This window comes from Nostoc sp., from assembly GCF_036916985.1.
GTDB lineage: Bacteria > Cyanobacteriota > Cyanobacteriia > Cyanobacteriales > Nostocaceae > Nostoc.
In genome coordinates, this window is sequence record NZ_JBALFD010000062.1 from 1 (window position 1) to 24293 (window position 24293).

21 protein-coding genes and 1 tRNA gene are annotated in these 24293 nt (G+C 38.9%); 7 read left to right on the forward strand and 15 right to left on the reverse strand.

The genetic code is table 11. The features are described 5' to 3' along the window. The first annotated feature begins 398 nt into the window (after nucleotides 1-398). The 5 genes from V7L07_RS20025 (at nucleotide 399) to V7L07_RS20045 (ending at nucleotide 2633) form a co-directional block, all read left to right on the forward strand. Nucleotides 399-671 carry a hypothetical protein gene (locus V7L07_RS20025; RefSeq protein ID WP_012410874.1) on the forward strand — a complete coding sequence of 91 codons (273 nt, stop codon included), beginning with the start codon at nucleotides 399-401 and terminating at the stop codon, nucleotides 669-671. 13 nt (nucleotides 672-684) lie between these two features. Then, nucleotides 685-1362 (forward strand): ABC transporter ATP-binding protein, encoded by a 678-nt coding sequence (locus V7L07_RS20030; RefSeq protein ID WP_335060696.1) that lies wholly within the window; start codon nucleotides 685-687, stop codon nucleotides 1360-1362. A 340-nt stretch (nucleotides 1363-1702) separates the two neighbouring features. Then, the gene (locus tag V7L07_RS20035) at nucleotides 1703-2251 is read left to right on the forward strand and encodes an NYN domain-containing protein (protein ID WP_335060697.1); all 549 of its coding nucleotides are present in this window, start codon (nucleotides 1703-1705) and stop codon (nucleotides 2249-2251) included. Between the two features lie 136 nt (nucleotides 2252-2387). Beyond that, nucleotides 2388-2459 (forward strand) — tRNA-Asn (locus V7L07_RS20040). Nucleotides 2460-2483: 24 nt separating this feature from the next. After that, nucleotides 2484-2633, forward strand: coding sequence for a hypothetical protein (locus V7L07_RS20045; RefSeq protein WP_335060698.1), 150 nt, complete (start codon nucleotides 2484-2486; stop codon nucleotides 2631-2633). Between the two features lie 396 nt (nucleotides 2634-3029). On the opposite strand, the gene V7L07_RS20050 is transcribed toward V7L07_RS20045, so the two are convergent. Together V7L07_RS20050 and V7L07_RS20055 are read right to left on the reverse strand one after the other, a co-directional pair. After that, nucleotides 3030-3869: a M56 family metallopeptidase gene (locus V7L07_RS20050; protein WP_335060861.1), complete on the reverse strand. Its 840-nt coding sequence runs from the start codon at nucleotides 3867-3869 to the stop codon at nucleotides 3030-3032. Then, nucleotides 3869-4288, reverse strand: a complete 420-nt coding sequence (locus tag V7L07_RS20055; protein WP_335060699.1) for a BlaI/MecI/CopY family transcriptional regulator — start codon at nucleotides 4286-4288, stop codon at nucleotides 3869-3871. Before V7L07_RS20055 ends, V7L07_RS20050 begins: the two co-directional genes overlap by 1 nt. A 1160-nt stretch (nucleotides 4289-5448) precedes the next feature. Between V7L07_RS20055 and ltrA the strand changes: the two genes are divergently transcribed. Next, nucleotides 5449-7164 carry a group II intron reverse transcriptase/maturase gene (gene ltrA / locus V7L07_RS20060; protein ID WP_335060700.1) on the forward strand — a complete coding sequence of 572 codons (1716 nt, stop codon included), beginning with the start codon at nucleotides 5449-5451 and terminating at the stop codon, nucleotides 7162-7164. Between the two features lie 222 nt (nucleotides 7165-7386). After that, entirely contained in the window at nucleotides 7387-8121 is a 735-nt protein-coding gene (locus tag V7L07_RS20065; RefSeq protein WP_335060701.1) for a 2-phosphosulfolactate phosphatase family protein, read from the forward strand. A gap of 88 nt (nucleotides 8122-8209) precedes the next feature. On the opposite strand, the gene rfbD is transcribed toward V7L07_RS20065, so the two are convergent. The 13 genes from rfbD to V7L07_RS20130 all read right to left on the reverse strand — a co-directional run bounded on the left by rfbD (nucleotide 8210) and on the right by V7L07_RS20130 (nucleotide 24285). Next, a complete protein-coding gene (rfbD, locus tag V7L07_RS20070; RefSeq protein WP_335060702.1) occupies nucleotides 8210-9079 on the reverse strand; it encodes a dTDP-4-dehydrorhamnose reductase in 870 nt (289 codons plus the stop codon). A gap of 152 nt (nucleotides 9080-9231) precedes the next feature. Beyond that, nucleotides 9232-9777, reverse strand: coding sequence for a dTDP-4-dehydrorhamnose 3,5-epimerase (gene rfbC, locus V7L07_RS20075; RefSeq protein ID WP_335060703.1), 546 nt, complete (start codon nucleotides 9775-9777; stop codon nucleotides 9232-9234). Between the two features lie 117 nt (nucleotides 9778-9894). Then, on the reverse strand, nucleotides 9895-10971 hold the full coding sequence (locus V7L07_RS20080; protein WP_335060704.1) for a glucose-1-phosphate thymidylyltransferase: 1077 nt from the start codon (nucleotides 10969-10971) through the stop codon (nucleotides 9895-9897). Nucleotides 10972-11063: 92 nt separating this feature from the next. Then, nucleotides 11064-12158 (reverse strand): glycosyltransferase family 4 protein, encoded by a 1095-nt coding sequence (locus V7L07_RS20085; protein WP_335060705.1) that lies wholly within the window; start codon nucleotides 12156-12158, stop codon nucleotides 11064-11066. Beyond that, nucleotides 12158-13318 carry a glycosyltransferase family 4 protein gene (locus tag V7L07_RS20090; RefSeq protein ID WP_335060706.1) on the reverse strand — a complete coding sequence of 387 codons (1161 nt, stop codon included), beginning with the start codon at nucleotides 13316-13318 and terminating at the stop codon, nucleotides 12158-12160. The genes V7L07_RS20085 and V7L07_RS20090 overlap by 1 nt, the downstream gene beginning before the upstream one ends. Before the next feature lie 8 nt (nucleotides 13319-13326). Next, the gene (locus V7L07_RS20095; protein ID WP_335060707.1) at nucleotides 13327-14298 is read right to left on the reverse strand and encodes a GDP-mannose 4,6-dehydratase; all 972 of its coding nucleotides are present in this window, start codon (nucleotides 14296-14298) and stop codon (nucleotides 13327-13329) included. Nucleotides 14299-14652: 354 nt separating this feature from the next. Then, nucleotides 14653-15021 (reverse strand): EamA family transporter, encoded by a 369-nt coding sequence (locus tag V7L07_RS20100; RefSeq protein WP_335060708.1) that lies wholly within the window; start codon nucleotides 15019-15021, stop codon nucleotides 14653-14655. Between the two features lie 39 nt (nucleotides 15022-15060). Then, entirely contained in the window at nucleotides 15061-17376 is a 2316-nt protein-coding gene (locus V7L07_RS20105; RefSeq protein ID WP_335060709.1) for a hypothetical protein, read from the reverse strand. A 110-nt stretch (nucleotides 17377-17486) separates the two neighbouring features. Beyond that, nucleotides 17487-18461 (reverse strand): glycosyltransferase, encoded by a 975-nt coding sequence (locus tag V7L07_RS20110; RefSeq protein ID WP_335060710.1) that lies wholly within the window; start codon nucleotides 18459-18461, stop codon nucleotides 17487-17489. Nucleotides 18462-18549: 88 nt separating this feature from the next. Next, the gene (locus V7L07_RS20115; RefSeq protein ID WP_335060711.1) at nucleotides 18550-19692 is read right to left on the reverse strand and encodes a glycosyltransferase family 4 protein; all 1143 of its coding nucleotides are present in this window, start codon (nucleotides 19690-19692) and stop codon (nucleotides 18550-18552) included. After that, nucleotides 19689-20618 carry a glycosyltransferase family 2 protein gene (locus V7L07_RS20120; protein WP_335060712.1) on the reverse strand — a complete coding sequence of 310 codons (930 nt, stop codon included), beginning with the start codon at nucleotides 20616-20618 and terminating at the stop codon, nucleotides 19689-19691. The genes V7L07_RS20115 and V7L07_RS20120 overlap by 4 nt, the downstream gene beginning before the upstream one ends. Before the next feature lie 203 nt (nucleotides 20619-20821). Next, nucleotides 20822-22063 carry a glycosyltransferase family 4 protein gene (locus tag V7L07_RS20125; RefSeq protein WP_335060713.1) on the reverse strand — a complete coding sequence of 414 codons (1242 nt, stop codon included), beginning with the start codon at nucleotides 22061-22063 and terminating at the stop codon, nucleotides 20822-20824. 176 nt (nucleotides 22064-22239) lie between these two features. After that, nucleotides 22240-24285 (reverse strand): protein kinase domain-containing protein, encoded by a 2046-nt coding sequence (locus V7L07_RS20130; protein WP_335060714.1) that lies wholly within the window; start codon nucleotides 24283-24285, stop codon nucleotides 22240-22242. Between the last annotated feature and the right edge of the window lie 8 nt (nucleotides 24286-24293).

Below are 24293 nucleotides of genomic sequence, written 5' to 3' on the forward strand. Positions count from 1 at the left end.
GACCAACCTACGAATACGAAGCGATCGCGCTTGAGCCAGTCGTCGAGAACGTCAAACCACCCTCTACTGGGGGCACGTCCAACTGCGATGGTCATTAGAGCAAATCTCCAAATGTTTATAAGTACAGGTTGTATCTGTATTATAGATGGCTATATAAAAGCCCTCTACAAGCAGAAAGTTAACCAGGTTGTTAACCAAGTTTACAATTTTTTACACACCTTTAATCATATTAGGTGTAAATCGCTAATTTTTCTAGGGTATTTGTAATAAAAATTAATTTTTGATTCAGATGAGCGAGATGAACAGAAATTCCCAATCCCCAGTCCCCAGTCCCCATTTCCCTAGAATCACTCAGCTGACGCTAAAATGAGTCCACAGTTAAATTTGATTATTGCTAAATGTTTACCATCGATTTAAGCATCAGAAACACTGCTTTCCCTATTTCAGTACAACGTAAGTCAGCAGAGGATGCTGAGGCTGTCTATCAGCTAATTTTGGCAGCAATCCGTTCTGGGAACCCTGACATTGTAGAACTCAAGTGCGAGGGCAAGACAGAGAAAAAAATCGCTGTGCGCGCTAGTGAAATTTCTGGGGTGCAGATTGTTCAAAAAGATGGTACAACCCCTGGTGGTGGCAGACCACCTGGCTTTTTTGCTGTAGCTGCTGAGTAACTAAGGTTGACAAATGTCTCAAGTTGGCATTGAGGTCAAGGATTTAAATTTCAGTTGGCCTAATGGAGAGAAAGTGATCAAATCTTGCTCTTTAGAAGTACCCAAGGGTGAGTTTTGGATGCTCTTGGGTACAAATGGCAGCGGCAAATCAACGTTACTGAGACTGCTGGCGGGGTTATTAGCTCCTGAATCTGGCGAAATTCGGGTTTTGCACCCCGTTGGTTTTGTCTTCCAAAATCCGGATCATCAACTGGTGATGCCAACGGTTGGTGCTGATGTGGCTTTTGGATTGGTGGAAGAAAAGTTGCCACCTGCTGCTACCAGAGCCAGGGTTGAGGAGGCGCTGGGAGCGGTGAATTTGCTTACCCTGCAACGACGCCCTATCTATGCACTCTCTGGGGGACAGAAACAGCGAGTCGCGATCGCCGGTGCGATCGCCCGTCGCTGTGAAGTTCTATTATTAGATGAACCTACTGCCTTACTAGATCCAGATAGCCAGTTAGATTTAGTTGCTGGTGTCCGCCGCCTTGTCAAAAGTCGAGGTATTACAGCCCTCTGGGTGACACATCGATTAGACGAGTTAAATTACTGTGACGGCGCTTTTTTGCTAGAAAAAGGCTCTCTGGTAGATAGAGGTGAACCCCAACGCCTCAAACAACGTCTAATGGAGGTAGACAGCGAAGTTTCCTAATTGAGTGCTGAGTGATGAGTGCTGAGTTAGGAGTGATGAGTAATGAGTGCTGTTAGCGGTAGCGGGGCGTTTAGCCCGTGTTGAGTAAATAAGTAAAATTCATTGCACTGGCTCAACCCTAGCTATTCCTAAACTGCACTCCTGATTACTACTAAAAAAGAACTGCAACGCGCCTTTTAAACTAAGGCGCGTTTTAAGTTGGTGCGTCTATCTTAGGCTTGAGTTTTGTGAGGCTGCCGTATTTTTTATTCTATGTAGCATAGTGTTACACACAATTGATCAATTATTATAAATCTTATGAATGAATTTTGTTAACTCTAGAAAATTGTGATTAAAAACCATGCCCCGTTCCTTACTCCAAGCCGTTTTGTTAGTGGACGGCTACAATATCATAGGTGCTTGGCCTTGCCTTAAAAAAACGCGTGATAGCGTTGGATTAGAGGCCGCACGGGGCGAACTTGTGGAAGCAATGACTGGTTATAGTGCGTTTCAAGGTTACACAACTCAGATAGTTTTTGATGCCCAATATCAAAACAACTCTAGTAATAAAGAAATTATTACTGAGCTTTTATCTGTTTATTACACTGATTATGGGCAAACAGCAGATACTTATATTGAAAAATCCTGTGCTTCTTTTCGGCAGCAAATAGCTCAATCTTTGATTTCTCGTGTGATTGTTGCTACATCAGATCGGGCACAACAGCTGATGATTCAAGGGTATGGGGCTGAATGGTTGTCTGCACAACAACTTTGTGGGGAAGTGGAAGCAACTGTTTGCCGGATGCGGCAAAAGTATCACACGCGCAAACAATCTAAGAGTAGGTTTTTAGCTAATGCCATTGATGCTAAGGCGCGGCAACGTCTGGCTGAATTACGAATGGGATTATAGTATTTAACACTCTCTGCTTAAGTTCCTGAATGGGTTTTGGCTGCAAAATTTCTATAAATTAAGCATCTAAAAAAAATATTATCGAAAGTACTTGCCAAATTCTATTTTTAGCCCTAAGATTATAAATCGTGAGTGATCCTCAGTAGCTCAGTGGTAGAGCGATCGACTGTTAATCGATTGGTCGCTGGTTCGAATCCAGCCTGGGGAGTTTAGAGATTTTGGATTTTAAATTTTGGATTTTAGATTATCCATCAGAGATTTATGGTCGCTTGACTCGGTTGTGACGTTTCTGAATCATGGGTGTTTTGGTGCTTGTCCTAAACAAGTGTTGGAATTTCAACAAAGACTGCGATCGCATCAAGGGTCTGTTTTGCACTTTTAGCAGTCAACATTGGGCCATTTGCCAAATAAATATTTTTCTCAGATACCTGTTGTGCTTGAGCGAGGCGATTAGTATTTTCGGGAATTATGGACGAATTTAGCAGATAGCAATGTCTACGACGGGCTACGCCTACGCTCTCTCCTGCGCCGGATAATCAATCCACGAGGAAAATCCCACACAGCAAGACAAAGGCGTTGTCCGCAAACTAACGCGAAAAGAAATTTTGACCCAGAAGGCAATGCTTTTCAAGTGCCTTTGGTGCAAAAATATATAGAGCAGTTGCTAGAAGAAGAATAAGCCAGCACTATACTAATGCATAGACTTACAAAAATTAAATAGAGACGTAGCACTGCTACGTCTCTACACTTGTTATTAAAATCGCTTTTTCAATTAAACTTAAGTGTGAAACATCACAGTCAGTAGAGGCAGGAACGCCAACAGAAAGCCATGCCAGGATTGCAATTGAGCTTCTGGAGTTGGTTCTGGTGGTGCTAATAGAGCTTCTACTCTTTGTTCTAAGCGATCTGCGCCAGAGGAACCTAATGCAGCACAGCAAATTTCCGATAAAACGGGGCCACTACTAACTACTAATAAAAGTGATTCCGCTAGCACCAGAGGGTCTACCTGCAATGCTGCATAACCATCGGCACGGAGTTCGCGCAAAGCTAACAATTCTTCCCACAAAGGCTCTGTATTCGGCAACCATGCAGTGCAAGAACGCACCCAACCCAACCAAAAAAACCAGAACGTATCCCTGTAATAGTGATGCCCTTGCTCATGGGCTAAGACGCTTTCTAAATGAGCTGGTGAGAGAGTTTGCACTAATCCTTGACTAACCACTAGTTCTGGTTGCCAAAAACCGATTTGACCTGCGAACAGTGCCCCCGTTTGCAGCAGTCTGGCTCGTCTATCGCCAACATTTACTAAAGGGCAGTTACGGGCAGATTCTACAGACTGCCAACCCTGCAAGGCAAGTTTAATGCATGAAATGGCAAAAAATGCCAAATAAATTAATGCTAGTAAATAGCTAATTGAGCCTGTATACATTCCGCCCATTTGTCCTTGAGGCCCCATGAACAGCACAGCGATCGCAGTCATGAAAATTAGCAAGGGCGGGAAGAGGAATAGAAACAGCGATCGCTGCCACCGCAAATTCCAATTGCCTTGGGGTTGATTCCAAGCTGATCTTAACCACCAGGCAACTGCCAAAGCAATCAAAATCATCATCAGATGCATCATTGTTCCTCCCTGGCTTGGCGTGCAGATTGAATGCGTTTGGCGATCGCTGCTATTTGCTCACTAGCTGCTTCATCGAGACTATCAGCAAAGGCTGCAATAACATCGGGATTCCCCACCGCTAAAAATCGCTGTAACTGCTCGTGAGCTTTGATCACTTCTGATTGCTGCTTACTCAGCATTGGCCGCCAATAGAATGCGCGCTCTTTCTTGTCGCAAGCCAGCCAACCTTTATCAGTGAGGCGACGTAAAACGGTAGTAACAGAAGTATAGGCTAATTCGCGGTTGGGATCGGCGAGGATGCGATCGTGTACATCCTTGACTGTGGCTGAACCAAGTTCCCAGATGATATTTAAAATTTCCGCTTCCAACGGGCCTAAAGATAGTTGTTTCGGGCGGTAGTCAGGTAAAGGTGCCATAGCAATTTCAATGGGGAAGAGGAAGGGGGAGTGAGGGAGATGAGGAAGCAAGGGAAAAGGAACTATTGATTATTGACCAATGCCCATGCCTTCTAACCGTAACTTGTTAAAGGTCTTTCTTGTTTTAGATTACAAGATCGTGCAACAAGTCTGAAAGTCCAGAAGCATAAGAATGGCTTTTTGAGTATTGATGTATTCAATGGGATACATTGTGCATTTTGATGCTAAAAAATGCTGTGGGATAATTGTAACTGTAGTTAGCTAAGAGACAATAAAGTTGCCAATTTAATAAGTTTTTTCTGGTAAAATACTTATGGTAAGCTTGACCCACATTGGTGTCTGATAAGCCTCTGCCCAGTAGCATTGCGACTATTGGTAAGCGACTACGTTGCACAGCATGAAATTAAGTAGGCACATCTTGATTAATACAAATTACCAATTGGTTTGTCCAATAGTGCGAATATGCCAGCATTTCATCTAGGACAGTAAAACTTGTAGGGTACAAGGTAGGAAATTCATAGTCTGCGGCAAGGCATTCTGTGGACTTAAAACAAAGCTCATCGCCTCCTAAGCAATAGCCGGATGTGCGATTCGTTTAGCCTAAAGTAAGCTGAAAGGCTCACGGGACGGTTAACCCAGTTGATGAGACTGGTGATAACTGATTACACCTCTAGGTGCGGGTTTCCCCCTAGTCCTAGTCCTCAAGTGCAGAGGTAAAAGCATATCCCCTATTTTGATGGGTAGCAACCATCAGGGTAAAGCGGGGGTAAAAAGGCAGACTACTGGTAGCCAAATCTGGTAACTGTCGAGCAAGACTCCATGCGTAGCGAAAGCAAAGATGTGTCTGAACCACCGTTAACTGCAATGGTCAAAATGGCTGCTCAAGACCAAGCCAAAAGGCAAGGATAGGGCATAAGCGGTTATCCGACCGACTTATAAGCACCGCCCATAAAACCCGGTGGAAAGCATCACGCTAAAGAGTCAACAGGTGTAATCGGAACGAAGTAACCCCTAGATATCTCTGGAAGGTCGAATATCCAGTAAGTAGCTAACGAATGATTGTAGGGGAGGGATTGTATCAGAAGCGAATGTCTTGCTGTAACGGCAAGGATATGCAGACAGATACACGATAACTCCAAGCGGAAGAAAGACAAGTAGCAATGAATAAGTCTAAAACACAGAACAATCTGATGGTGGAATGGAACCAAATCAATTGGTGTAAAGCTGAGAGATTTACGTTCAAGTTGCAAAAGCGAATTTTCCAAGCGAGTGAGCGTGGCGATGTAAAAGCAGTTCGCAAACTTCAAAAGACCTTGATTAGGTCTTGGTCTGCAAAGTGTATTGCGGTTAGACGGGTCACTCAGGACAACCAAGGTAAAAATACAGCAGGTGTGGATGGTGTGAAAGCATTGACCCCAAGGCGACGTATGACCCTAGTCAAAAATCTGAGAATCACTGGTAAATCTGAACCCGCTCGTAGGGTGATGATTCCCAAACCAGGAACAGATGAAAAACGACCATTAGGAATCCCCACAATACATGACCGGGCATTGCAAGCGTTAGTGAAGCTAACGTTAGAGCCAGAATGGGAGGCAAAATTTGAGCCAAACAGTTACGGCTTTAGACCAGGACGTTCATGTCACGATGCGATTGGAGCAGTATTTGCCAGTATCAATCAGAAGTCCAAATATGTGTTGGATGCTGATATTGCCAAATGTTTCGACCGCATAAACCATGAAGCGCTACTGAGAAAAGTCAACACATTCCCGACAATGAGAAGGCAACTTAAAGCTTGGCTCAAAGCAGGGGTAATTGACAAGGGAGAGCTATTCCCTACCAATGAGGGTACACCACAGGGCGGAGTTATTTCACCGCTTCTGGCTAATATTGCCCTACATGGTATGGAAGAACGAATTAAGCAATACGCTGAAACGCTAAAAGGGAATAAGGTAAAAAACCGTCGAACCCTAAGTTTAATTCGATACGCAGATGATTTCGTGATAATACACGAAGATATCAACGTAGTACAAAGCTGTCAGAAAATAATCGCGGAATGGTTGAGTGATATTGAACTGGAGTTAAAACCAAGCAAGACAAAACTAACCCACACCTATAGCAAATTTGAAGGTAGCACTGGGTTTGAGTTTTTGGGGTTCCACGTACAACAGCACAAAGTAGGAAACTACCGAAGTGCCAAGAATTCCAACGGAAGACCGCTAGGTTTTACAACGCTAATCACCCCATCCAAAGCCAAGGTTAAGACCCATCTAGACAAGATTGCTGAAATAATAGATACCCATAAGACCGCCCCTCAAGCTGCCCTAATCAGTAAGCTGAATCCAATAATCAGGGGATGGTCAAACTATTACTCATCAGTAGTCAGCAAGGAAACCTTCAGTAAAATAGACCGTCTGATGTGGGAAAAGTTAAGAGCCTGGGCTAGGAGTCGGGGAAAGGGTGACATCAATAAGGACAAATACTGGCGAACAGTAGGAAACCGAAAATGGTGTTTCAGTACAGAGGAGGGTCTAGAGTTAGCCGAACATCAGGCAACGCCAATTATAAGGCACGTCAAAGTGAAGGGCGAAGCTAGTCCGTACAATGGAGACTGGATTTACTGGAGTAAGCGACGTGGAGAATACCCGGAAACGCCTAGCAGAGTGGCAAAATTACTCAAGAGGCAACAGGGTAAATGTACCCACTGTGTTCTGTACTTTACAACTACAGATATTGTAGAAGTTGACCATGACAAACCAACCTCATTAGGTGGTAAAGACACCTATGAAAACCTCAAGCTTCTACACAAACACTGCCACGACACAAAGACGGCTAAAGATGGTTCCCTCCACAAGAACTATGACGATAACCCGTTTTGAATCGTATCCATAACAAGGATGAAGTTATTGAGGAGCGGAATGAAGCGAAAGTTTCACGTTCCGTTCTGAAGGAGAGGTAGGAGTGGTAACACTTCTATCGACTCTAACTGGGTGAGAAGCCTACACTGCGTTGCAAGCAACGCAGTGTAGGAGTATGTCATTGACACCAACTAGGTAGAATGTTATTTACGGCAGTAGTATTAAAACAGGTGTATCCAGCCCGTGAAGTTATTCGTATACCACACTCCTGAATTGACTCCAACGGATAAAGCGCCAGAATGTGCGATCGCAGTTGATGTCTTGCGAGCCACTAGCACAATAGCGACTGTCTTAGCATCTGGAGGCGAAGCTGTACAAGTATTCAGCGATTTAGATCAGTTAATTGAAGTTAGCGAAAAATGGCCTTCTGAAAAACGGCTGCGGGCTGGAGAACGGGGCGGCGCAAAAGTTGCTGGCTTTGAGTTGGGTAACTCTCCCCTTGACTGCACACCAGAATTGGTGCAAGGGCGGCGTTTGTTTATCAGTACCACAAATGGCACTCGTGCCTTACAACGGGTACAAGATTCTCCAAATGTCTTAGCAGCAGCCTTAATTAATCGAGCTGCGGTGGTGCAATTTCTCTTAGATAAGCAACCAGAGACAGTGTGGATTGTCGGTTCCGGTTGGGAAGGTAGTTTTTCTTTAGAGGATACAGTTTGTGCGGGTGCGATCGCTCACAGTATTTTGCAACAAACCAAGTTGTTACCAGAAGAACTCGCTGGAAATGATGAAGTAATTAGTGCGATCGCTCTTTACTCTCAGTGGCAAGATAACTTATTAGGATTACTTCACCAAGCTAGTCACGGTCAAAGATTGTTACGCCTTGACTGTCTAGATGATTTAAAATATTGTTCCCAAACTGATATTTTAAATGTCTTGCCTATACAACGAGAGACGGGAGTATTAAAAAGGGGATAGGGACTGGGGACTGGGGACTGGGGAGATGAGGTGGACAAAAGGGACAAGGGGGACAAGAAAAAAATAACTATTCCCTATTCTCTATTCCCTATTCTGCAAGCATTTGTCGGAGTCTTTGCCGCCAATGGGGGGGATAAGTCTCTAGAAGTGCGGAAATTTTTCCACAAGCAAGGACGGAATAAGCAGGGCGACGGGCTGGTGTCGGATATTCGGCGGTTGTAATGGGAACAATGCTTTCAACTTTCAAAGGGAAGCCTAGCTGTTGGGCTTCTTCAAAAATGGCGACGGCAAAATCATACCAGCTAGCAACGCCGCTATTAGTGTAGTGATAAGTGCCGCTAATTTCCGGAGTTAACTGGGGAATTATCTGGGCGATAACTGCGGCTATATCTTGCGCCCAGGTTGGGCTACCAATTTGATCGGCGACAACACGGAGTTCTTGACGTTCTCCACCTAGTCGCAGCATGGTTTTGACAAAGTTACTTTTGCCAAAGTTTCCATAAACCCAAGCAGTACGGAGTATAAGGTGATGGGCGCAAGTTTCCCGAATAGCTTCTTCTCCAGCGAGTTTGGTTTTACCGTAGACACTCAAAGGATTAGTCGCATCAGTTTCCTGATAAGGGCTACAGCCATTACCTTCAAAAACGTAATCGGTCGAAATATGAATTAGAAAAGCTCCTAATTTTTGGCTTTCTTCGGCAAGAATTAGGGGTGCAATAGCATTAATAGCGGTAGCAAGTTCGGTTTCACTTTCGGCTTTGTCTACAGCAGTGTAAGCAGCGGCGTTAATGATGATTTGCGGCTGCTTTGATCTGATAACGTTGCGGAGAGTATCGGGTTGGGCAAGGTCTACTGTTGGGCGCGCTACTGAGATAACATTGCTGTGAGATGTGAGGATTTGTTGCAGTTCCTTACCCACTTGACCATTGCTACCAATCAGCAGAATTGATTTACTCATAGTTATTAGTCATTAGTCCAAAGCTACGCCCACTCTTTAACGTGGTTTGAATTATTCCGATGAAAGACAAAGTTTTTCCGCTCACCATAAAAGTAAGCTTAGGGTATTACAAGAGGAGGGGTCTGTAACACAATCCAATAACCAATGACTACTTAATCAAATATTTCAGCAGTTTTCAAAGGTTTACCAGCTTGGTCTTTAGCTGACAAAATCGGTGGCGCATTTAAGGGCCAATCTATCGCTAAATCTGGATCGTTCCATAAGATTGTGCGCTCGCCTTGGGGCGCGTAGTAATCTGTAGTTTTATAGAGAACTTCAGCTACTTCTGAAAGCACGAGGAAACCATGAGCAAAGCCTGGTGGTATCCACAGTAGTCGTTTGTTCTCAGCACTGAGTTCAGAACCTACCCACTTACCAAAAGTAGCCGAGCTTTTTCTAATGTCTACGGCTACGTCAAAAATAGTACCAGAAATAACCCGGATGAGTTTTCCTTGGGGTTGTTGGATTTGATAGTGCAATCCACGTAGGACGTTTTGCTTAGAACAAGAGTGGTTATCTTGGACGAAGTTCGTAACAATCCCGATCTCTTGAGCAAATTTTTGGTGGTTGTAAGCTTCAAAAAAGAAACCGCGATCGTCTGCAAATACTTGGGGTTCAATTTGTAGAACTTCAGAAATTTTGGTATGTAAAATGCTCATTAATATTATTTATAGGATGTGCCGCGTGTTCTGATTGTGAGATGAATTTCGCATTTATATTTTACAGGCACTATGTTCCAACTTTAACGATGGTTTATCGTATTTTTAACCAGTAAATCAGGTTAATTCAATTTTGCAGTCATCGCCAATTAGAAATCGCAAGGCTTTGGGACGACGGGGCGCAAGAGTCAATTGCGCCCGTTGTCCAATGACACTATCAATAATGCGCTGATGAATTCCGGCGATTTTAGCACCTTCTAAAATCACACTATGTTCTAAATCAGTATCAATGAGTGTGGCATTATTAGCAATACTACTATAAGGGCCAATAAAGCAGTTTTCTAAATGGCAATTGTTACCAATGATCACTGGCCCTCGAATTGTGCAGTTAATTACTTTAGATTTTGCACCGATTTGGACTCGCCCAATAATCTGACTTTGGGCATCGACTTCGCCCACAACTGATACTGTCAGATAGGTGTCAAGAATTAATCGGTTAGCTTCTAGTAAGTCATCTTTCTTACCAGTATCTAACCACCAACCTTGGAGATTGTGCGCTACAACTTGCTTTTTTTGATTAATGAGGTATTGAATAGCATCAGTAATTTCTAGTTCGCCTCTGGCGGAAGGTTGGATATTGGCGATCGCATCAAAGATGAGGTGAGAAAAAAAATAAACCCCTACCAATGCCAAATTTGAAGGAGGAACTTTGGGTTTCTCAATTAACTGTAATACCCGTCCTGTTTCATCTACCTGAGCCACGCCAAAGGCGCTAGGGTTGGCAACCGAACGCAAGAGAATCAAAGCATCTGGCTGTTGCTGGCTAAATTGTTCCAGAAAGTAACGTAACTCACCTAGTTGAATCAGGTTATCGCCCAAGTACATCACAAAGGAAGAATCACCTAAAAATGGACGGGCGATTTGAACGGCGTGAGCAAGTCCAAGTGGCTGGTCTTGCACGATGTAGGTGATGTTTGCTCCAAAGGATTCTCCATTTCCGGTTTTCCCTTGGACTTCTGCTCCGGTTTCTGGACTGATGATGATGCCAATATCAGTAATACCAGCCGCAACCATTTCTTCAATGCCATACCATAAAACAGGTTTATTCGCAACTGGTACAAGTTGTTTTGCCCCGCTGTAGGTGAGGGGACGTAAGCGTGTACCTTTACCGCCAGAAAGAATTAGTGCTTTCATCAGGATTTAGGATTAATTATCAAGTCATTAGTCAAGATAATCTAAAAACTTGACAAAATCCCAAATCCTTGCATTTAAATCCTGGCGTTAGCTTATAGGTAACGGGATAAAACTTCGGCGGTTGCCTTTCCTGTTTTTTCCCAACTGAATTGTTGGGAGTGAGTGATACCTTGGCTAGAAAGGCGCGATCGCAATTCTGAATTAGTTGCAACAGCCTGCATCGCCTCTGTAATTTCTGCTGTGTTGTAGGGATTGATCAGAATCGCCGCATCGCCAGCCACCTCTGGTAAGGAGGAAAGATTGGAGGTAATGACAGGAGTACCACAAGCCATTGCTTCGAGGACTGGTAAACCAAAACCCTCCCACAGACTGGGGAAAACCAAAGCGATCGCTTGATTAATTATTTTTGGCAATTCGCTGTAAGGAACATAGTCAAGGAACTTTACCTGATTAGTTACACCCAATTCTGCAACTTGCACTTTTAAAGTCGGGGTGTAACGCGAATCAATTGGCCCTACTAACCATAGTTCATAGTCTTTGCAGTTAGGTAACGCCGCAAAAGCACTGATGAGCCGTTGGATGTTTTTGTATGGATCTTGGCGGCCAATGTAGAGAAAGTAGTTGCTGGTGGGGAGGTTGAGAGGACGGAAGTGAGTGCGATCGTGGGCGAGGGGGATGAAAGTAATTTTGCTGGCGGGAATTTGGTAGAAATCGATAATATCTTTCGCTGTAGTCTGGGAGATACAAATAATATGTTGCGCTTGCTTAAGAACTTGGGGAGTGTAGTAGCGATGGTAGGCTGTGAGTGGTGAGAAGCCTTTGGCAAAACGCAACGGTATCATATCAAAAGATGTGACAACAAAACGACAGTTAGTATAAAGGGGTGCTTCCGGTAGCGGCGAGAATAAAAGACTTGATTTGAGGTTTTTATATATTTGTGGTAGTTGAAATTGCGTCCAGATGAGGCGGTTAAAATGACCTTTTGTGCCGTGGTCTGGTGTTAAGTTTAACGGGACTGAATAGCAGTCAAAATCGGGATATTTTTGCGCTACTAATAGAGTGGGTTGAAAAGATTTTAAATAAGGAAAAAGATTTTGAGCATAGTTGCCTATACCCGTTGGTTTAGACAACAGAATAGATAAGTTAATAATTAATTGTTTGGCGGATAGATTGTCTACTATTGTCATTAAATAATGGTTCTATAAGCGTTTAACGTTTCTTTTGCCGTTCTTTCCCAGGAGAATAATTTTGCTCTGGCTTTCCCTTTATTAATTAATTCTTGGCGTAACTGGGAATCACTGATGACTTTCAGGATAGCTTCGGCTAGTTGAATAGGATCATTGGGGTTAATCAATATAGCAGCGTCTCCTGAAACTTCTGGTATTGAAGAAGTATTAGAGGTGACGACTGGAGCGCCTAGCGTCATTGCTTCCAATACGGGTAAACCAAACCCTTCGTAATGAGATGGATAAACGAAGATATCAGCTTTTGAATAAAATAATGCAACTAATTCATTAGATAGGTAATTAAGATGATGAATTTGGTTTGCCCAAGGCGAATTTTCAATAGCTGCGAATATCGATTCGTAATTCCATCCTTTCTTACCAATCAATATTAATTGATGTTCAATTTTATACCTTTCTTTTAAAAAATCAAAAGCTGTGATTATATTATTAATATTTTTTCTTGGCTCTATTGTGCTGACAAAAAGTAGATATGGTTTGGAGAAATCATAATTAGTTTGCTTTTCTAGGTTTTGGGCAATTTCTTCAGATAAGTAATTAGGATAGTAGCGACTAGCTAAAGGTGTGACATAGACTTTTTTGGGGTCTACTTCCAAATATTCAATAATATCTTTTTTAGAGCTTTCTGAAATTGTTAAAACTAAATCTGTCCACTGTAAACATCGCTTTACCTTTTCTGTATATGTTTTTACAACTGAATTTATATATTGAGGATATCTAATAAAAGTCAGATCATATATATTCATTACCTTTAAACTATTTTGACAGGGATAGACTGAGTAATTTGTACCATGTAATATATCTGGAGAACCAAAATATTTTTCAAAGTAAGATAAACTGGGTTTAAATGCTAGAGCTAATAATAAATCTGAAATTCTCACAGGTAAAGGCAGGACATACTGTTGAGAAGAATGTTTAAAGGATTCAGGCAAACTGAAGTCACCCCGAAGCCAATTTTTTAACCCTGGTTGATAAACTACTCCTAACTTAAAATTTTCCTCTTTTTGTAATACATCAAGAGCGCATATTAAATTAGCAACATAAAAGCCAACGCCACTGGGTTTTGAATCCACTGGGGTGGCATCAACTACAACTTTTAGCATCAGAATATTTAAGCTCCGCCGTTGCTCAATTTTTTTAGATCATAATCAACCATTAATTCGACCAATTGCTCAAAGGAATGCTGAGGCTGCCAACCTAACTCAGTTTTAATTTTATTAATGGAACCAACTAATTGCACAGGTTCATCAGCACGATAAAAAGCAGGGTCAACCGAGACATAATCTTGCCAGTTAAGACCAACGCAGTTAAAAGCACACTCAACAAGTTCTCTGACAGAGTGAGTTTCACCACTAGCGATGATATAGTCATCAGGTTGTGCTTGCTGCAACATCAGCCACATAGCGTAAACAGCATCTTTGGCGTAGCACCAATCACGACGGGCATCTAGGTTGCCTAATTTTAGTTCATTTGCCAAACCTAATTTAATTTGGGCAGATGCATGGGTAATTTTGCGAAATACAAATTCTGTCCCACGTCGAGGCGATTCGTGAGTATAAGTAATACCACAGGAGTTGTAAAGGTTGTATTTCTGCCGATAGTTGACAGTCATCCAATGAGCGTAAGCTTTGGCAACACCGTAAGGGTTGCGCGGACGAAAAGCAGTACGTTCGGTCTGAGGCGATTCATCAGGTTGACCAAAAACTTCACTACTGGATGCCTGATAGAACCTGGCATCGGGTTTGCACCGACGAATAGATTCTAATAGGCGAGAGACACCGAGGGCAGTATATTCAGCAGTGAGAGCAGGTTGTGTCCAAGAGAGAGGAACGTAGCTTTGCGAGGCGAGATTATAAATTTCGTCGGGTTGACACTCGCTAACCACATCCATTAAAGAAGATTGGTCTAAAAGGTCGCCAGATACAATTTGAACATTGCCTGAGAGGTGGTTGATGCGCTCTAGGTTACTTGTGCTAGAGCGGCGGACTAAGCCAAAAACTTCGTAGCCTTTAGCGAGAAGAAGTTCAGCCAGATAAGAGCCGTCTTGTCCTGTTAAACCTGTGATTAGGGCTTTTTTAGTCATCTGCTACAACAAAATTATCAAGATTGTGAAGATGTTAGTTATGAGGTATAAAAATTACTAAGGTAGCAATTAATATCTCTGGTTACAAGTATCATGTCTATAATGGCTACATAAGCCCCTATCTAGGATTCGGGTAAAGGCGATCGCGCTCGTTAAACTTTTTTGACGATATTGGACAAAGCATTTTCCTGTCAAAAACGCTGATTCCCAATATAAGCTTAAACAGGGAAAAAATTTATAGGTAAAATGGCTTCTAGTTCTTTTATCTTTTCAAAGCATATTCTAGAAGTAGTGCAGCGATGAGAGCTTTTTATTATTGATTCTTTGATGAGGTTCATTAGATGCAACTGGGTTTTATTTTTGCCAAATTACCAAAATAACTCCACCCACAATAAAACTCAAACCGATAAGACGGGTTACGGGAATAGTTTCTCTAAATATAAAGTAACCCAACAGAACTGAGAAAACATAAACTAAGGATATAGATGGGCCAGCAATACTCAGACTTACTCTGGTTAAAAGCATGATGTATGCTAGCGCACCCAGACCGTAGCACGCTAGTCCTAATACAAGTTCAGGTGTTGTAATGATGCTAAGAATGTGACTAACAGCATTTCCAATATGAACTCTACCTAACTTTAGCGCACCTGCTTTTAAGAAAAATTGTCCTCCTACACTGGCAAGGACTGACATTAGCAGTAAAATAAGTTCTTGTGGTGTCACAGAAATATCCTTTAAATTCTTTAATTGCAATTTATCTTGCTATTCCTCTTCAATCGTAAATTGCGTAAAATTGACAGTCATCTTGCGCTCATCATCTGGTGCAAATGTAACTTTTCCGTTATTCCAATCTTTGTATTTGAAAACTACTGTATTCCATCCTGGAATACTTTTGAATTTAAGCCTACGCTTAATATTAGTATCTTTGCTAATATTAACCAGTTTGTCCAAAGTTACTCCATTAGCTTCCACAAGAACATCCTGTCCATTAATTGGATTTATAAAGCTGAAAACTAAGGTTACTGATTTAGAATTTGGCAACTTAAATTTGAGTAAAGTTTCTGGACTTAAACCCCAGCGCCATCTACTGCCTTCATGGGTTTCAATTGTACCTAGAGTTAGCCCATTTACATTTAAGCCATAGGGTACTTGAAACTTAATTAAGTCAGCTTCAGAGAAATCTAAAAAAGGTTCAAACCTCAGGCGACTTCCCAAGTTTAAGTCCACTTGATTTCTTAATTTAGAAGATTTAGGTATAAATTTAACTAGACCAGCTCCAGGCACTTTTGTTTCTACAGTTGGCTTGCCGAAGCGTGTATAAAAATCGTTAATACAATCTTGTGGTAAAAAATCTAGATAAAGGTTAATTCCTGCAAAGTCATTCAGCTTATAAAAATCTGTAAAAAAAGCCCATTCGTCTGAACTAAAACAGCGTTTTTGATGGCTTGCTTTGAAAATATCTTGAATGTCAGGAGCAAACAGTTTATCCCAGCCAGCATCAATATATGGTTTTATTTGAGAAGTATGTAAACGCCCGAAATAGTGTCCCATAACTTTTTTCTTATGAAATCTTCTTAAAGTAGAAATTGCCATATTCTTTGAATAATATGGGCAAAGACTGTTGCCACCTACTCCATTACCTCCTACTACACAAAATGGCCAATCTAGAACTGCTTCTCCTGGTTGTTTGTTAACATAGTTCATATATTGAAGAAAGTTATTGTCAAAGGAGTAGAAAGGCCAATCGCCTAGTTTGGGTGAATAAGCAGTATAAATCTCAGTGCAAGCCAAAAATACTAAGAGCGCTGACAGCACCTGTTTAGTATATAAACGTAAGCCATTCAAATTCATATTTAGGGCAAAAATACTAAGTATGATCGGGTAGAGAACGGTAAAACGACCTTGGACGCGGCTGAAGGCAAACCAGGGAAATATCTTCAGTATGGGAAAGTGAATCGGGTGGTAAAGCAGACAAAGGAAAAAAATAAGCAGGAGAGGTATAAAAATGATAATTTTTTTGCGTCCTTGCCATAACCCGATAGATGCGATAATCAGTAAAAACCAGCCTGGACTACCAGCACCTATACCTTCTGGTGAATCGTTAAAAAATTGATCGAGATTAACTTGCCCTGGGTGAAAAAACGGTAGAAAAGGAATTAGTATTCTAAGAGGATTAGCCCACCAAGCTCCACTAGGAATTTCAGTAAAGTCAAAGCTTTTTGCTTCTCTCGCAATTTGGAAAACTAGGGGTAAATTAATAAAGCTTGAAATCAGGCATAACCCCAGTAAAGCTAGGGATATACGAGGATGGGCAAAAAACTCATTTTTATAATTGCCTGCTGTACTTTTGATAAAGCTTACTAAACTCTGTCTTTTATTTATGAAATACCTGTAACCAAGGAATAAGGCAGCAAAAATAGTAGAAATTGTAAACGACGTTAAAGCACAACCAGCTATGTATCCTAATTCTTGTCCTAGAGATAGAATAAGTAAACAAGCTCTTAATAAAATAAGTCGTAGAGATACATACTGTCCCGATGTTACTCTTTTGAGTATGAGGAAGTCAGCGATAAAACTGAGGGCAGTCCAATGAAATATTGAATAGCTAAGATGCGCTGGATATTTAAGAATTGCGTAGAAGCTAAAGAAGGGAATCAAGAATCCAGCCCCACTAGCGCGGGCAAAGCTATAATCTTTGAAAAGTAGAATGAAGGTTCCGATACCTGTAAGTAAAACACTTAAAAGATAGTAGATTTGTATCCACGGACCAATTCCAAAAATTGAGTAGAAGATAGCATAAAAAATATCTCTTTCAATTGACCAAGGCTGAAAAACACTGCTAGTTCCGTAAGGATAAAATACCTGATTATTAACAAGATCCAGATTAGGAAATGGTGTAAAGCTTATATTATTTTTCAGGTAGAATCCTGCATACTCCCATTGCTCTGTATCACCAAATCCGACAAGTGGTTCAGATAAATTTTTGATAATTAATAAACTAAAAGCCAGAGCAACACCAGAAAAGGCTAAGATTGTTAGTATAAAATTTCTATTTTTTAGATGTATTTTTAAATTCATGGTTAATATTTCATGATTTTGTACAAAATTATTTCTCTAGTTTTAGTGATTTGACTGGCTTCAGTATGCACAAAAAGCAATTAAATTTTATCAATTGCAATCAATATAAATTAAGATTTAGGAATAATTTGTTGTACTTTTAAAACCAAGTATTGATAATCTCGCTGTGGCAAAAAGCCAAAATTATTTCTTCCGCTCAAAATCAAAAATACAAAAGAAAGAGATATAGTCAAAGATTGTAGTAATATAATGAAAGACAGCCCAGCTACATAAGGTGCCCAATTAGGAATAGCTACTCTAATGAGTATAACTGTTGCAATTATTGCAACACTGAGCAACATCAATAATAAGGTTGCAATCAGAAATCTAACACCTATAATGTCCCCATATACAGAAATGGCACTGAGTCCATGTATCACTAAAGATACAAACTTCATTTTTGACTGTCCAGCCAGACGTACACCACGGTTACACGGAATTTGTGTCCACGGTATTTTTGCTTTCAAAATTCCAGCAGTATAGTGGTTCCATATTTCTGAAACAACTACAAGTCTTGATAATATCCTGTGAGGAATAATGCTGAAATTTCCTACATGTATCTCCTGACCAGTTAGCAGATGATAAATTAATTGGTAAATTTTATAAAACACCTTGAATATCTGATTCTCAGAACGTTGATTCCTTCGAGCAAAAACTATTTTCTTATATCCTTCGGCGCTGCATTTCTCTATGAGTCTTAACACATCTCTAGGAGTATCTTCTCCGTCTCCATCCATCACAACAACTGCTTGACATATTATATTGGCTTCAATATAAGCTAATCCAATCGCAATGGCTCTTTGATGCCCTAAATTTCGCTTCAATTCTAGACAATTCACTTTTTGAATAGCGTTAAAATCTGCAAACATGAAACTGTCATGAGCAGGTATGCTAGATGCGTCATCTATAACTAAAATTTCACATTGTATTCTTTGATTACTCATAACTTTGTCTAAATCTCTCAGCAAAATATCTAATGATTGCCAATCATTAAAAACGGGAATTACTATCAAGATTAATTCATTGAGAGATTTTTCCTCATTCATGATTTGTAACAACCTATTATTCCTTGTAATTATTATTGAATATTTATGTCCTACATATCGAAGTGCGGAATCTCAGTTTTAACCTCCTTCACAGAAGTTTTTTAGGAAGTTCTAAAATATCTATATATGCTTGAATTACTTGCTTTGCTGTGTTTGACCAGGAAAATTTTTTTGCTTGTCTTTGACTATTCATCTTCAAAATATTACGCAATTCACCATTATTAAGTTTTGCAAATTTTTCTACAATATCATCTTCATTTGTAGGATCTACGTATAAAACTGCATCTCCCCCAACTTCAGGTAAACTCGTAGTATTAGAAGTTAGAACAGCTGTACGAAGACTCATTGCCTCTAAAACTGGCAATCCAAATCCTTCATAAATTGATGGATAAACAAAAGCCCAACAATTTTTATAGAGCCAACTTAGTGTATCATCATCCACGTACCCTAGTATACGAATATGCTTAGTCAAGCCTATATTAACAATGAAACTTTCAAGATCATCTTCCAACCATCCTTGTCCTCCTGCCAAAACCAAAGGTTTAGGATCGTTATAAATATCGATATATTTTTTATAAGCAAGCAAAGTCCGGCGTAAATTTTTCCTTGGTTCTAAAGTACCTACAGAAAGCCAAAAACTATCAGGTTCGAGGTCAACAACCGGTTTTTTTTCATCACCATCCTGAAAACGACTTCCTAAATAGACTACACGAGTTCTTTCTATTGGGAAGTGTGGAAATATTTCCAGAAATCGTTGTCTAGAATATTCAGAAATAGCAATAATTAAGTCAGCTTGCATTGCTGCATGGAAGACACCATTAAAACAATTCCATCGGTTTTCCTCAGAAGTATATTCTGGATGATCGAGGAAACTCAGATCATATAAAGTATAAACAAACCGAGCAGAAGTAAAACGAGGACACGAAAAGTTGTTGCTGTGAACAATATCTGGATTCCCCAACTTTTCTTCATCAATCGCTGCTGAAGTACTCCAAAAAGCTAGAGACTCATGATGTGAAAAATTGTCTAGTAGATGAGTACAATTACTTTTATGAAGGCGGCACGTGCTAGTTCCATGTTCTGTATCCCAAAAAGTATTCCCAAATGCTGAGTAAAGCAAATACTCATTATTAGTGTCGCACTTTACTAAGTGTTTTATGAGACTATCAGCAAAGTACCCACATCCTGCCTTGGCTTTTCCAGTTTGACTAATATCAAAACCGATTCTCATAACTTTTTCAATAGTAAAACTAAATTTTTAAGCAAAAATATATTAGCAGCAATTAACCACCAAATCATCCTGACTGATGCATTAATTGAAATCGATTTTCTCCAATGATAAAATGACCACAGACTATTAAAAATTACTGCATTCACAAAAATCATGTTTTCAATAGGTTTTGTTCTCTCTAATTTCCAAGTCTCTTCTACCTTTATGTGTGCGTAAGCAAAAATCCATTTATCTGGTACATTTCCAAATTTGGAATGCATCATATTATTTATTTCATAATGAACAGCTATCCGTTGACCCAGTGTTTTATTAGTCTTATATAGCCGCGAACCAGCAAGCTTGCGTGGTATATAATGAAATTGTGTGTTTTTACCATAACGAAGCCACAACTCATAGTCCATACAGTACTTGAGAGAATCATCTAAATTACCATATTTTTTAACTAGACTGCGGCGAAAAAATACGGCTGGTTGACAGAGAAAACAAGTTTCAATTAAACGTTGATAGTTCCAATTCTCAGTCGGATAAGCTTCAATGACTCGATCTTGTTCATCAATGTGATCGGCATCACCATATATAGCTTGAACATTGGGATAAGATTCAAAAATCTCTTTAATTGCCTGAAAAGTTCCTGGATAGTAGATATCATCAGAGTTAATCCAAGCAATTATCTCACCGGTGGTCATGTTGATAGCTTTATTAACCGCATCTGCTTGTCCCCTATCAGGTTCTGAAACCCACTTTATGTAATTATCGTAATTTTTTAAGATTTCTACAGTTTCATCGGTACTAGCACCATCACAGATTACATACTCCATTTCTATATCTGCATCTGCCAATTTTTGAGAGAGTACACTCTGTATAGTTCTCTCTATAAAACAACCTTGACGAAAAGAAGGTGTAATAACGCTAAATTTTAATTTCACACCACACTCTCTAATGCTAAAACTGAACTAGATGACCCATCAACTAAGTTTACCCGATAATCGCGCACCATTAACCCAAGCCGACTTTGATCCGAGTTCAGATTCAGTTTACTATACTGGTGTGCAGTTTAATTGAGATACAAAAACTTTGCTAAAATAATTTTACAGTAAGAACTTTAGTGTTCTCATCTAATCGATAACCGCTATAGGTTGAGAGCTGTTTTTTGATTTAAAGCCTCTGTTTCAAATATATTTAGATACTGGGAAGCCATCTCCTTTCCATCAAATAGCTTTAATCTTTGAAAACCTCTGTTTATCAATTGTTCAACCAATAGTTGATTACCGCTAATATTTGCCAAACATGATGCTATTTCATCTGGTTTTCGAGGATCAAAATAGATAACCGCATCTCCTCCAACTTCTGGTAAGCTAGCAGTATTGCTAGATAATACTGGCTTACCAAATTTCATTGCTTCTAAAGTTGGAATACCAAATCCTTCATATAATGAAGGGAAAATTAAGCATTGACAACCTTGCCAAATAGCTGTCAATGTCTCTTCATTTAGAAAACCTAAAAATAGGACATTTTCACTCAAACCCATAAGTTCTACTGCTTCCTTTAATTGATTCTCTTCGTTTTCTAATGCACCCGTAAAAACCAAATCTAAAAATGAATTTGGAAACTGTTTTTTATATATTCCATAGGCTGTTAAAAGGATACGATGGTTTTTATGTGGCCAATAGTTAGCAGGATAAAATGCATATTTACGTTCTGCTAAACCTAGACTACTTAGATATTTTCTAACAGTACTTTCATTTAATTTAACTAAGCGTTCATGAATAGAAATGGGTACAACAGTAAGTTTATCGGTGGGTGTTTTAAAATGATTGATAAATGATTGGCGTGTAAAATCTGAAATGCAAATAACTTTTTGGGACTTGTTAAGGAGATCAACTATAAATTTTGTTCTATGTTGCCGTTCTTGAGCAGTAAAGAAAAAATGATAGTCTAAATGCTGTAAATCGTAAGCAATAGCTACTAACGGGATATCTTTTTCAGCATATGTTGGCGCAGAAAAAGGACAGAATAGTAAATTAATCTTATTTTCTTTGAGTAGGGAACTAGAGCCTATAACATTATTGAACTTAAAGTTGATTTTAGTAAATATTTTTTGTACCAGTTTCGATAAAAATTCCAACTCATTTTTCTCCGGTGTATCAATTAAATTGGCAACTAATAGTCGCTTCATACTCTTACTTTCGTATTGTGCTAATTCTAAATGATTCCAAGGAGCTGTAAGGAGTAAGAAATAATGATGAGGTGCTAATTTTTGAAATTGCTTTAGTAGAGTTAACACTAAAACTTTAGCTCCCCCATTTTCACCACCAGGTCGTAAAGGAGTTAAATCTATAGCAATTCTTAGAGATTGTTGTAGTTTGCTCATATGGTCATTACATTAATGTATTTAACGTATTTAACGTATTCAATTTTTTTGAGTATATAACTTGTATCCTACAGATGCATGATCTTGTGACCCATGAAAGTAATCTAGATATTCGGATTACTTCACTGAAAAACATTATTATTATAGTATTTTTGTCGAAATAATTGTTACTGTATTCATGAAAAAAGTATTCTGTCTAATTCAATGAAACTTGTGATTTCGTTATTAATTATCGTATTTGCTATTTGTGAAAAATCAGCACCGTAGTCGGCGATTTCATGAGAAGGAATATCCTTGTTATATTCTGTACTCTCTCTCGACCTATGATTCAATGACCATAGAATCCACAGAAAAGAATTAATGTTTCTTTCTTTTTCAATAGGTGATGCCAAACCTAGATCAATAATGAATGTCTTCTCCTCAGAAACTATGATATTCCAAGTGCGAATATCATTATGATATAAGCCTTTTTTTTCTACTTTTACTAATACTTGAATAAGCTGATTAATAATTCTTTTTTGATTTGAGCTATTCAGATCGTTTAGAATATCACATAATAGTTGTCCTTCAATGTTTTCTAAGACTATATATGCTCTCTCATCGTTGATCTCGTAATCAAAAAATTTGGGGACACCATCAATTTCATCTTCTAAGGCAATAAAATTTGCTATTTCAGATATAATTTGTACTTTATTAATATTATCAAGACGATTAAGGAATAAATATTCTTTAATAAATATATTTTGGCTAAAATAGTAGAGCCTGCCACTAGGTGCACATGAATCTTTGTAAGCTTTCCATATTAACTTATCTATTTGATAAATATTATTGTTGACTTTAATTACTTTTTTGCTAATCGCATAAAGAGGTCTTTTAACTGAAGAAAGATGAGTAGGAAAATATCCTATCAAATTAATATGTATGTCTTGGCAGGTTTCAAATATGCTTAGTGAATCATTTGGTAATATTTCTCTCCAATATAAATCTTTCTCTTCATTTTCTTCATCTTTAACAGCTAACTCTACAATAATTACTGGTACTTTATCTAAAAGCATCTCCATCATTTTTTTGGTATATTCAAGTCCTTTAAAATATATGATATGATGAATAACTGACAAGAGAAATACAACATCGTATTCTGATTTTTGGAGTAAATTGATATAATCTAAATTAAATTCAGCTACTCTGAAACCAACATTAATACCATTTATTTCTGAGATTAAGCGACTAGCTAAAACATTCTCTATATTATTATCAATTCCTGAAACATGAGCTTTTCGCTCTGCAAAATAAAAGGAATTATATCCTAAAGAGCTACCTACATCTAAAATTTTTATTCCTGTTAAGTTGTTTCCTAAAGTTAAAAGATTATTTTCTATAGCTTTACACCTATCTTCACAGTTTCTTTGCGGTAAGGAGTTTTTAAGTAAATAAGGTGTTTTGTAAAGAGGTTGATAATATTCAATTTTTTTGAGTAAATGACTTAGTTTAATTAAAGGATTATCTAATATTGCCACCAAATAATCAATATCATTGATTATTTTTTCTTCTGTAGAACCAATCCGTTGTTCTGTAGAACCAATCCGTTGTTCTGTAGAATCAATTCGTTGTTCTGTAGAATCAATTCGTTGTTCTGTAGAATCAATTCGTTGTTCTGTAGAACCAATTCGTTGTTCTGTAGAATCAATTCGTTGTTCTGTAGAATCAATTCGTTGCTCTGTAGAATCAATTCGTTGCTCTGTAGAATCAATTCGTTGCTCTGTAGAATCAATTCGTTGCTCTGTAGAACCAATTCGTTGCTCTGTAGAACCAATTCGTTGTTCTGTAGAAGCAATCTGTTGTTCTGTAGAATTAAGTTTGGATATTAAACTTTGATTAATTTGTAAAGATTCTCGAAGAGCCTGAATTAGATTTCTATTAACAACAATTTGCTTTTTGAATATCAATCCATATATTTTTAAAATAAATTTATTGATAATTCCAATACTAAAAGGAAATTTATTTAATTTTTCTGGTAATTCTGTTGGAACTTGAGAACATAACTCGGAGTCATTTAATAGAGATTGAATACGATCAAATGTATCTATGAAATCATTAGCTTGCAAAACATTGATTTCATTTGAAATACTTTGGTTAATAGGAAACAAAGATTTACGATTAGCAACTTCCACTCTAACTTTCTCCATTAATTCATCTACATTAAGTTCTAAGTTATTTTTCAATCAAAATT

Excerpts from the sequence above, each read along its gene's own strand:
- V7L07_RS20090 (WP_335060706.1), bottom strand. The coding sequence starts at position 13,318 with ATGCTAAAAGTTGTAGTTGATGCCACCCCAGTGGATTCAAAACCCAGT.
- V7L07_RS20115 (WP_335060711.1), bottom strand. The coding sequence starts at position 19,692 with ATGAGAATCGGTTTTGATATTAGTCAAACTGGAAAAGCCAAGGCAGGA.
- V7L07_RS20125 (WP_335060713.1), bottom strand. The coding sequence starts at position 22,063 with ATGAGCAAACTACAACAATCTCTAAGAATTGCTATAGATTTAACTCCT.
- rfbC (WP_335060703.1), bottom strand. The coding sequence starts at position 9,777 with ATGAGCATTTTACATACCAAAATTTCTGAAGTTCTACAAATTGAACCC.
- V7L07_RS20030 (WP_335060696.1), top strand. The coding sequence starts at position 685 with ATGTCTCAAGTTGGCATTGAGGTCAAGGATTTAAATTTCAGTTGGCCT.
- V7L07_RS20105 (WP_335060709.1), bottom strand. The coding sequence starts at position 17,376 with ATGAATTTAAAAATACATCTAAAAAATAGAAATTTTATACTAACAATC.
- V7L07_RS20025 (WP_012410874.1), top strand. The coding sequence starts at position 399 with ATGTTTACCATCGATTTAAGCATCAGAAACACTGCTTTCCCTATTTCA.
- V7L07_RS20095 (WP_335060707.1), bottom strand. The coding sequence starts at position 14,298 with ATGACTAAAAAAGCCCTAATCACAGGTTTAACAGGACAAGACGGCTCT.
- V7L07_RS20080 (WP_335060704.1), bottom strand. The coding sequence starts at position 10,971 with ATGAAAGCACTAATTCTTTCTGGCGGTAAAGGTACACGCTTACGTCCC.
- V7L07_RS20035 (WP_335060697.1), top strand. The coding sequence starts at position 1,703 with ATGCCCCGTTCCTTACTCCAAGCCGTTTTGTTAGTGGACGGCTACAAT.
- V7L07_RS20055 (WP_335060699.1), bottom strand. The coding sequence starts at position 4,288 with ATGGCACCTTTACCTGACTACCGCCCGAAACAACTATCTTTAGGCCCG.
- ltrA (WP_335060700.1), top strand. The coding sequence starts at position 5,449 with ATGAATAAGTCTAAAACACAGAACAATCTGATGGTGGAATGGAACCAA.
- V7L07_RS20110 (WP_335060710.1), bottom strand. The coding sequence starts at position 18,461 with ATGAATGAGGAAAAATCTCTCAATGAATTAATCTTGATAGTAATTCCC.
- V7L07_RS20050 (WP_335060861.1), bottom strand. The coding sequence starts at position 3,869 with ATGCATCTGATGATGATTTTGATTGCTTTGGCAGTTGCCTGGTGGTTA.
- V7L07_RS20085 (WP_335060705.1), bottom strand. The coding sequence starts at position 12,158 with ATGACAATAGTAGACAATCTATCCGCCAAACAATTAATTATTAACTTA.
- rfbD (WP_335060702.1), bottom strand. The coding sequence starts at position 9,079 with ATGAGTAAATCAATTCTGCTGATTGGTAGCAATGGTCAAGTGGGTAAG.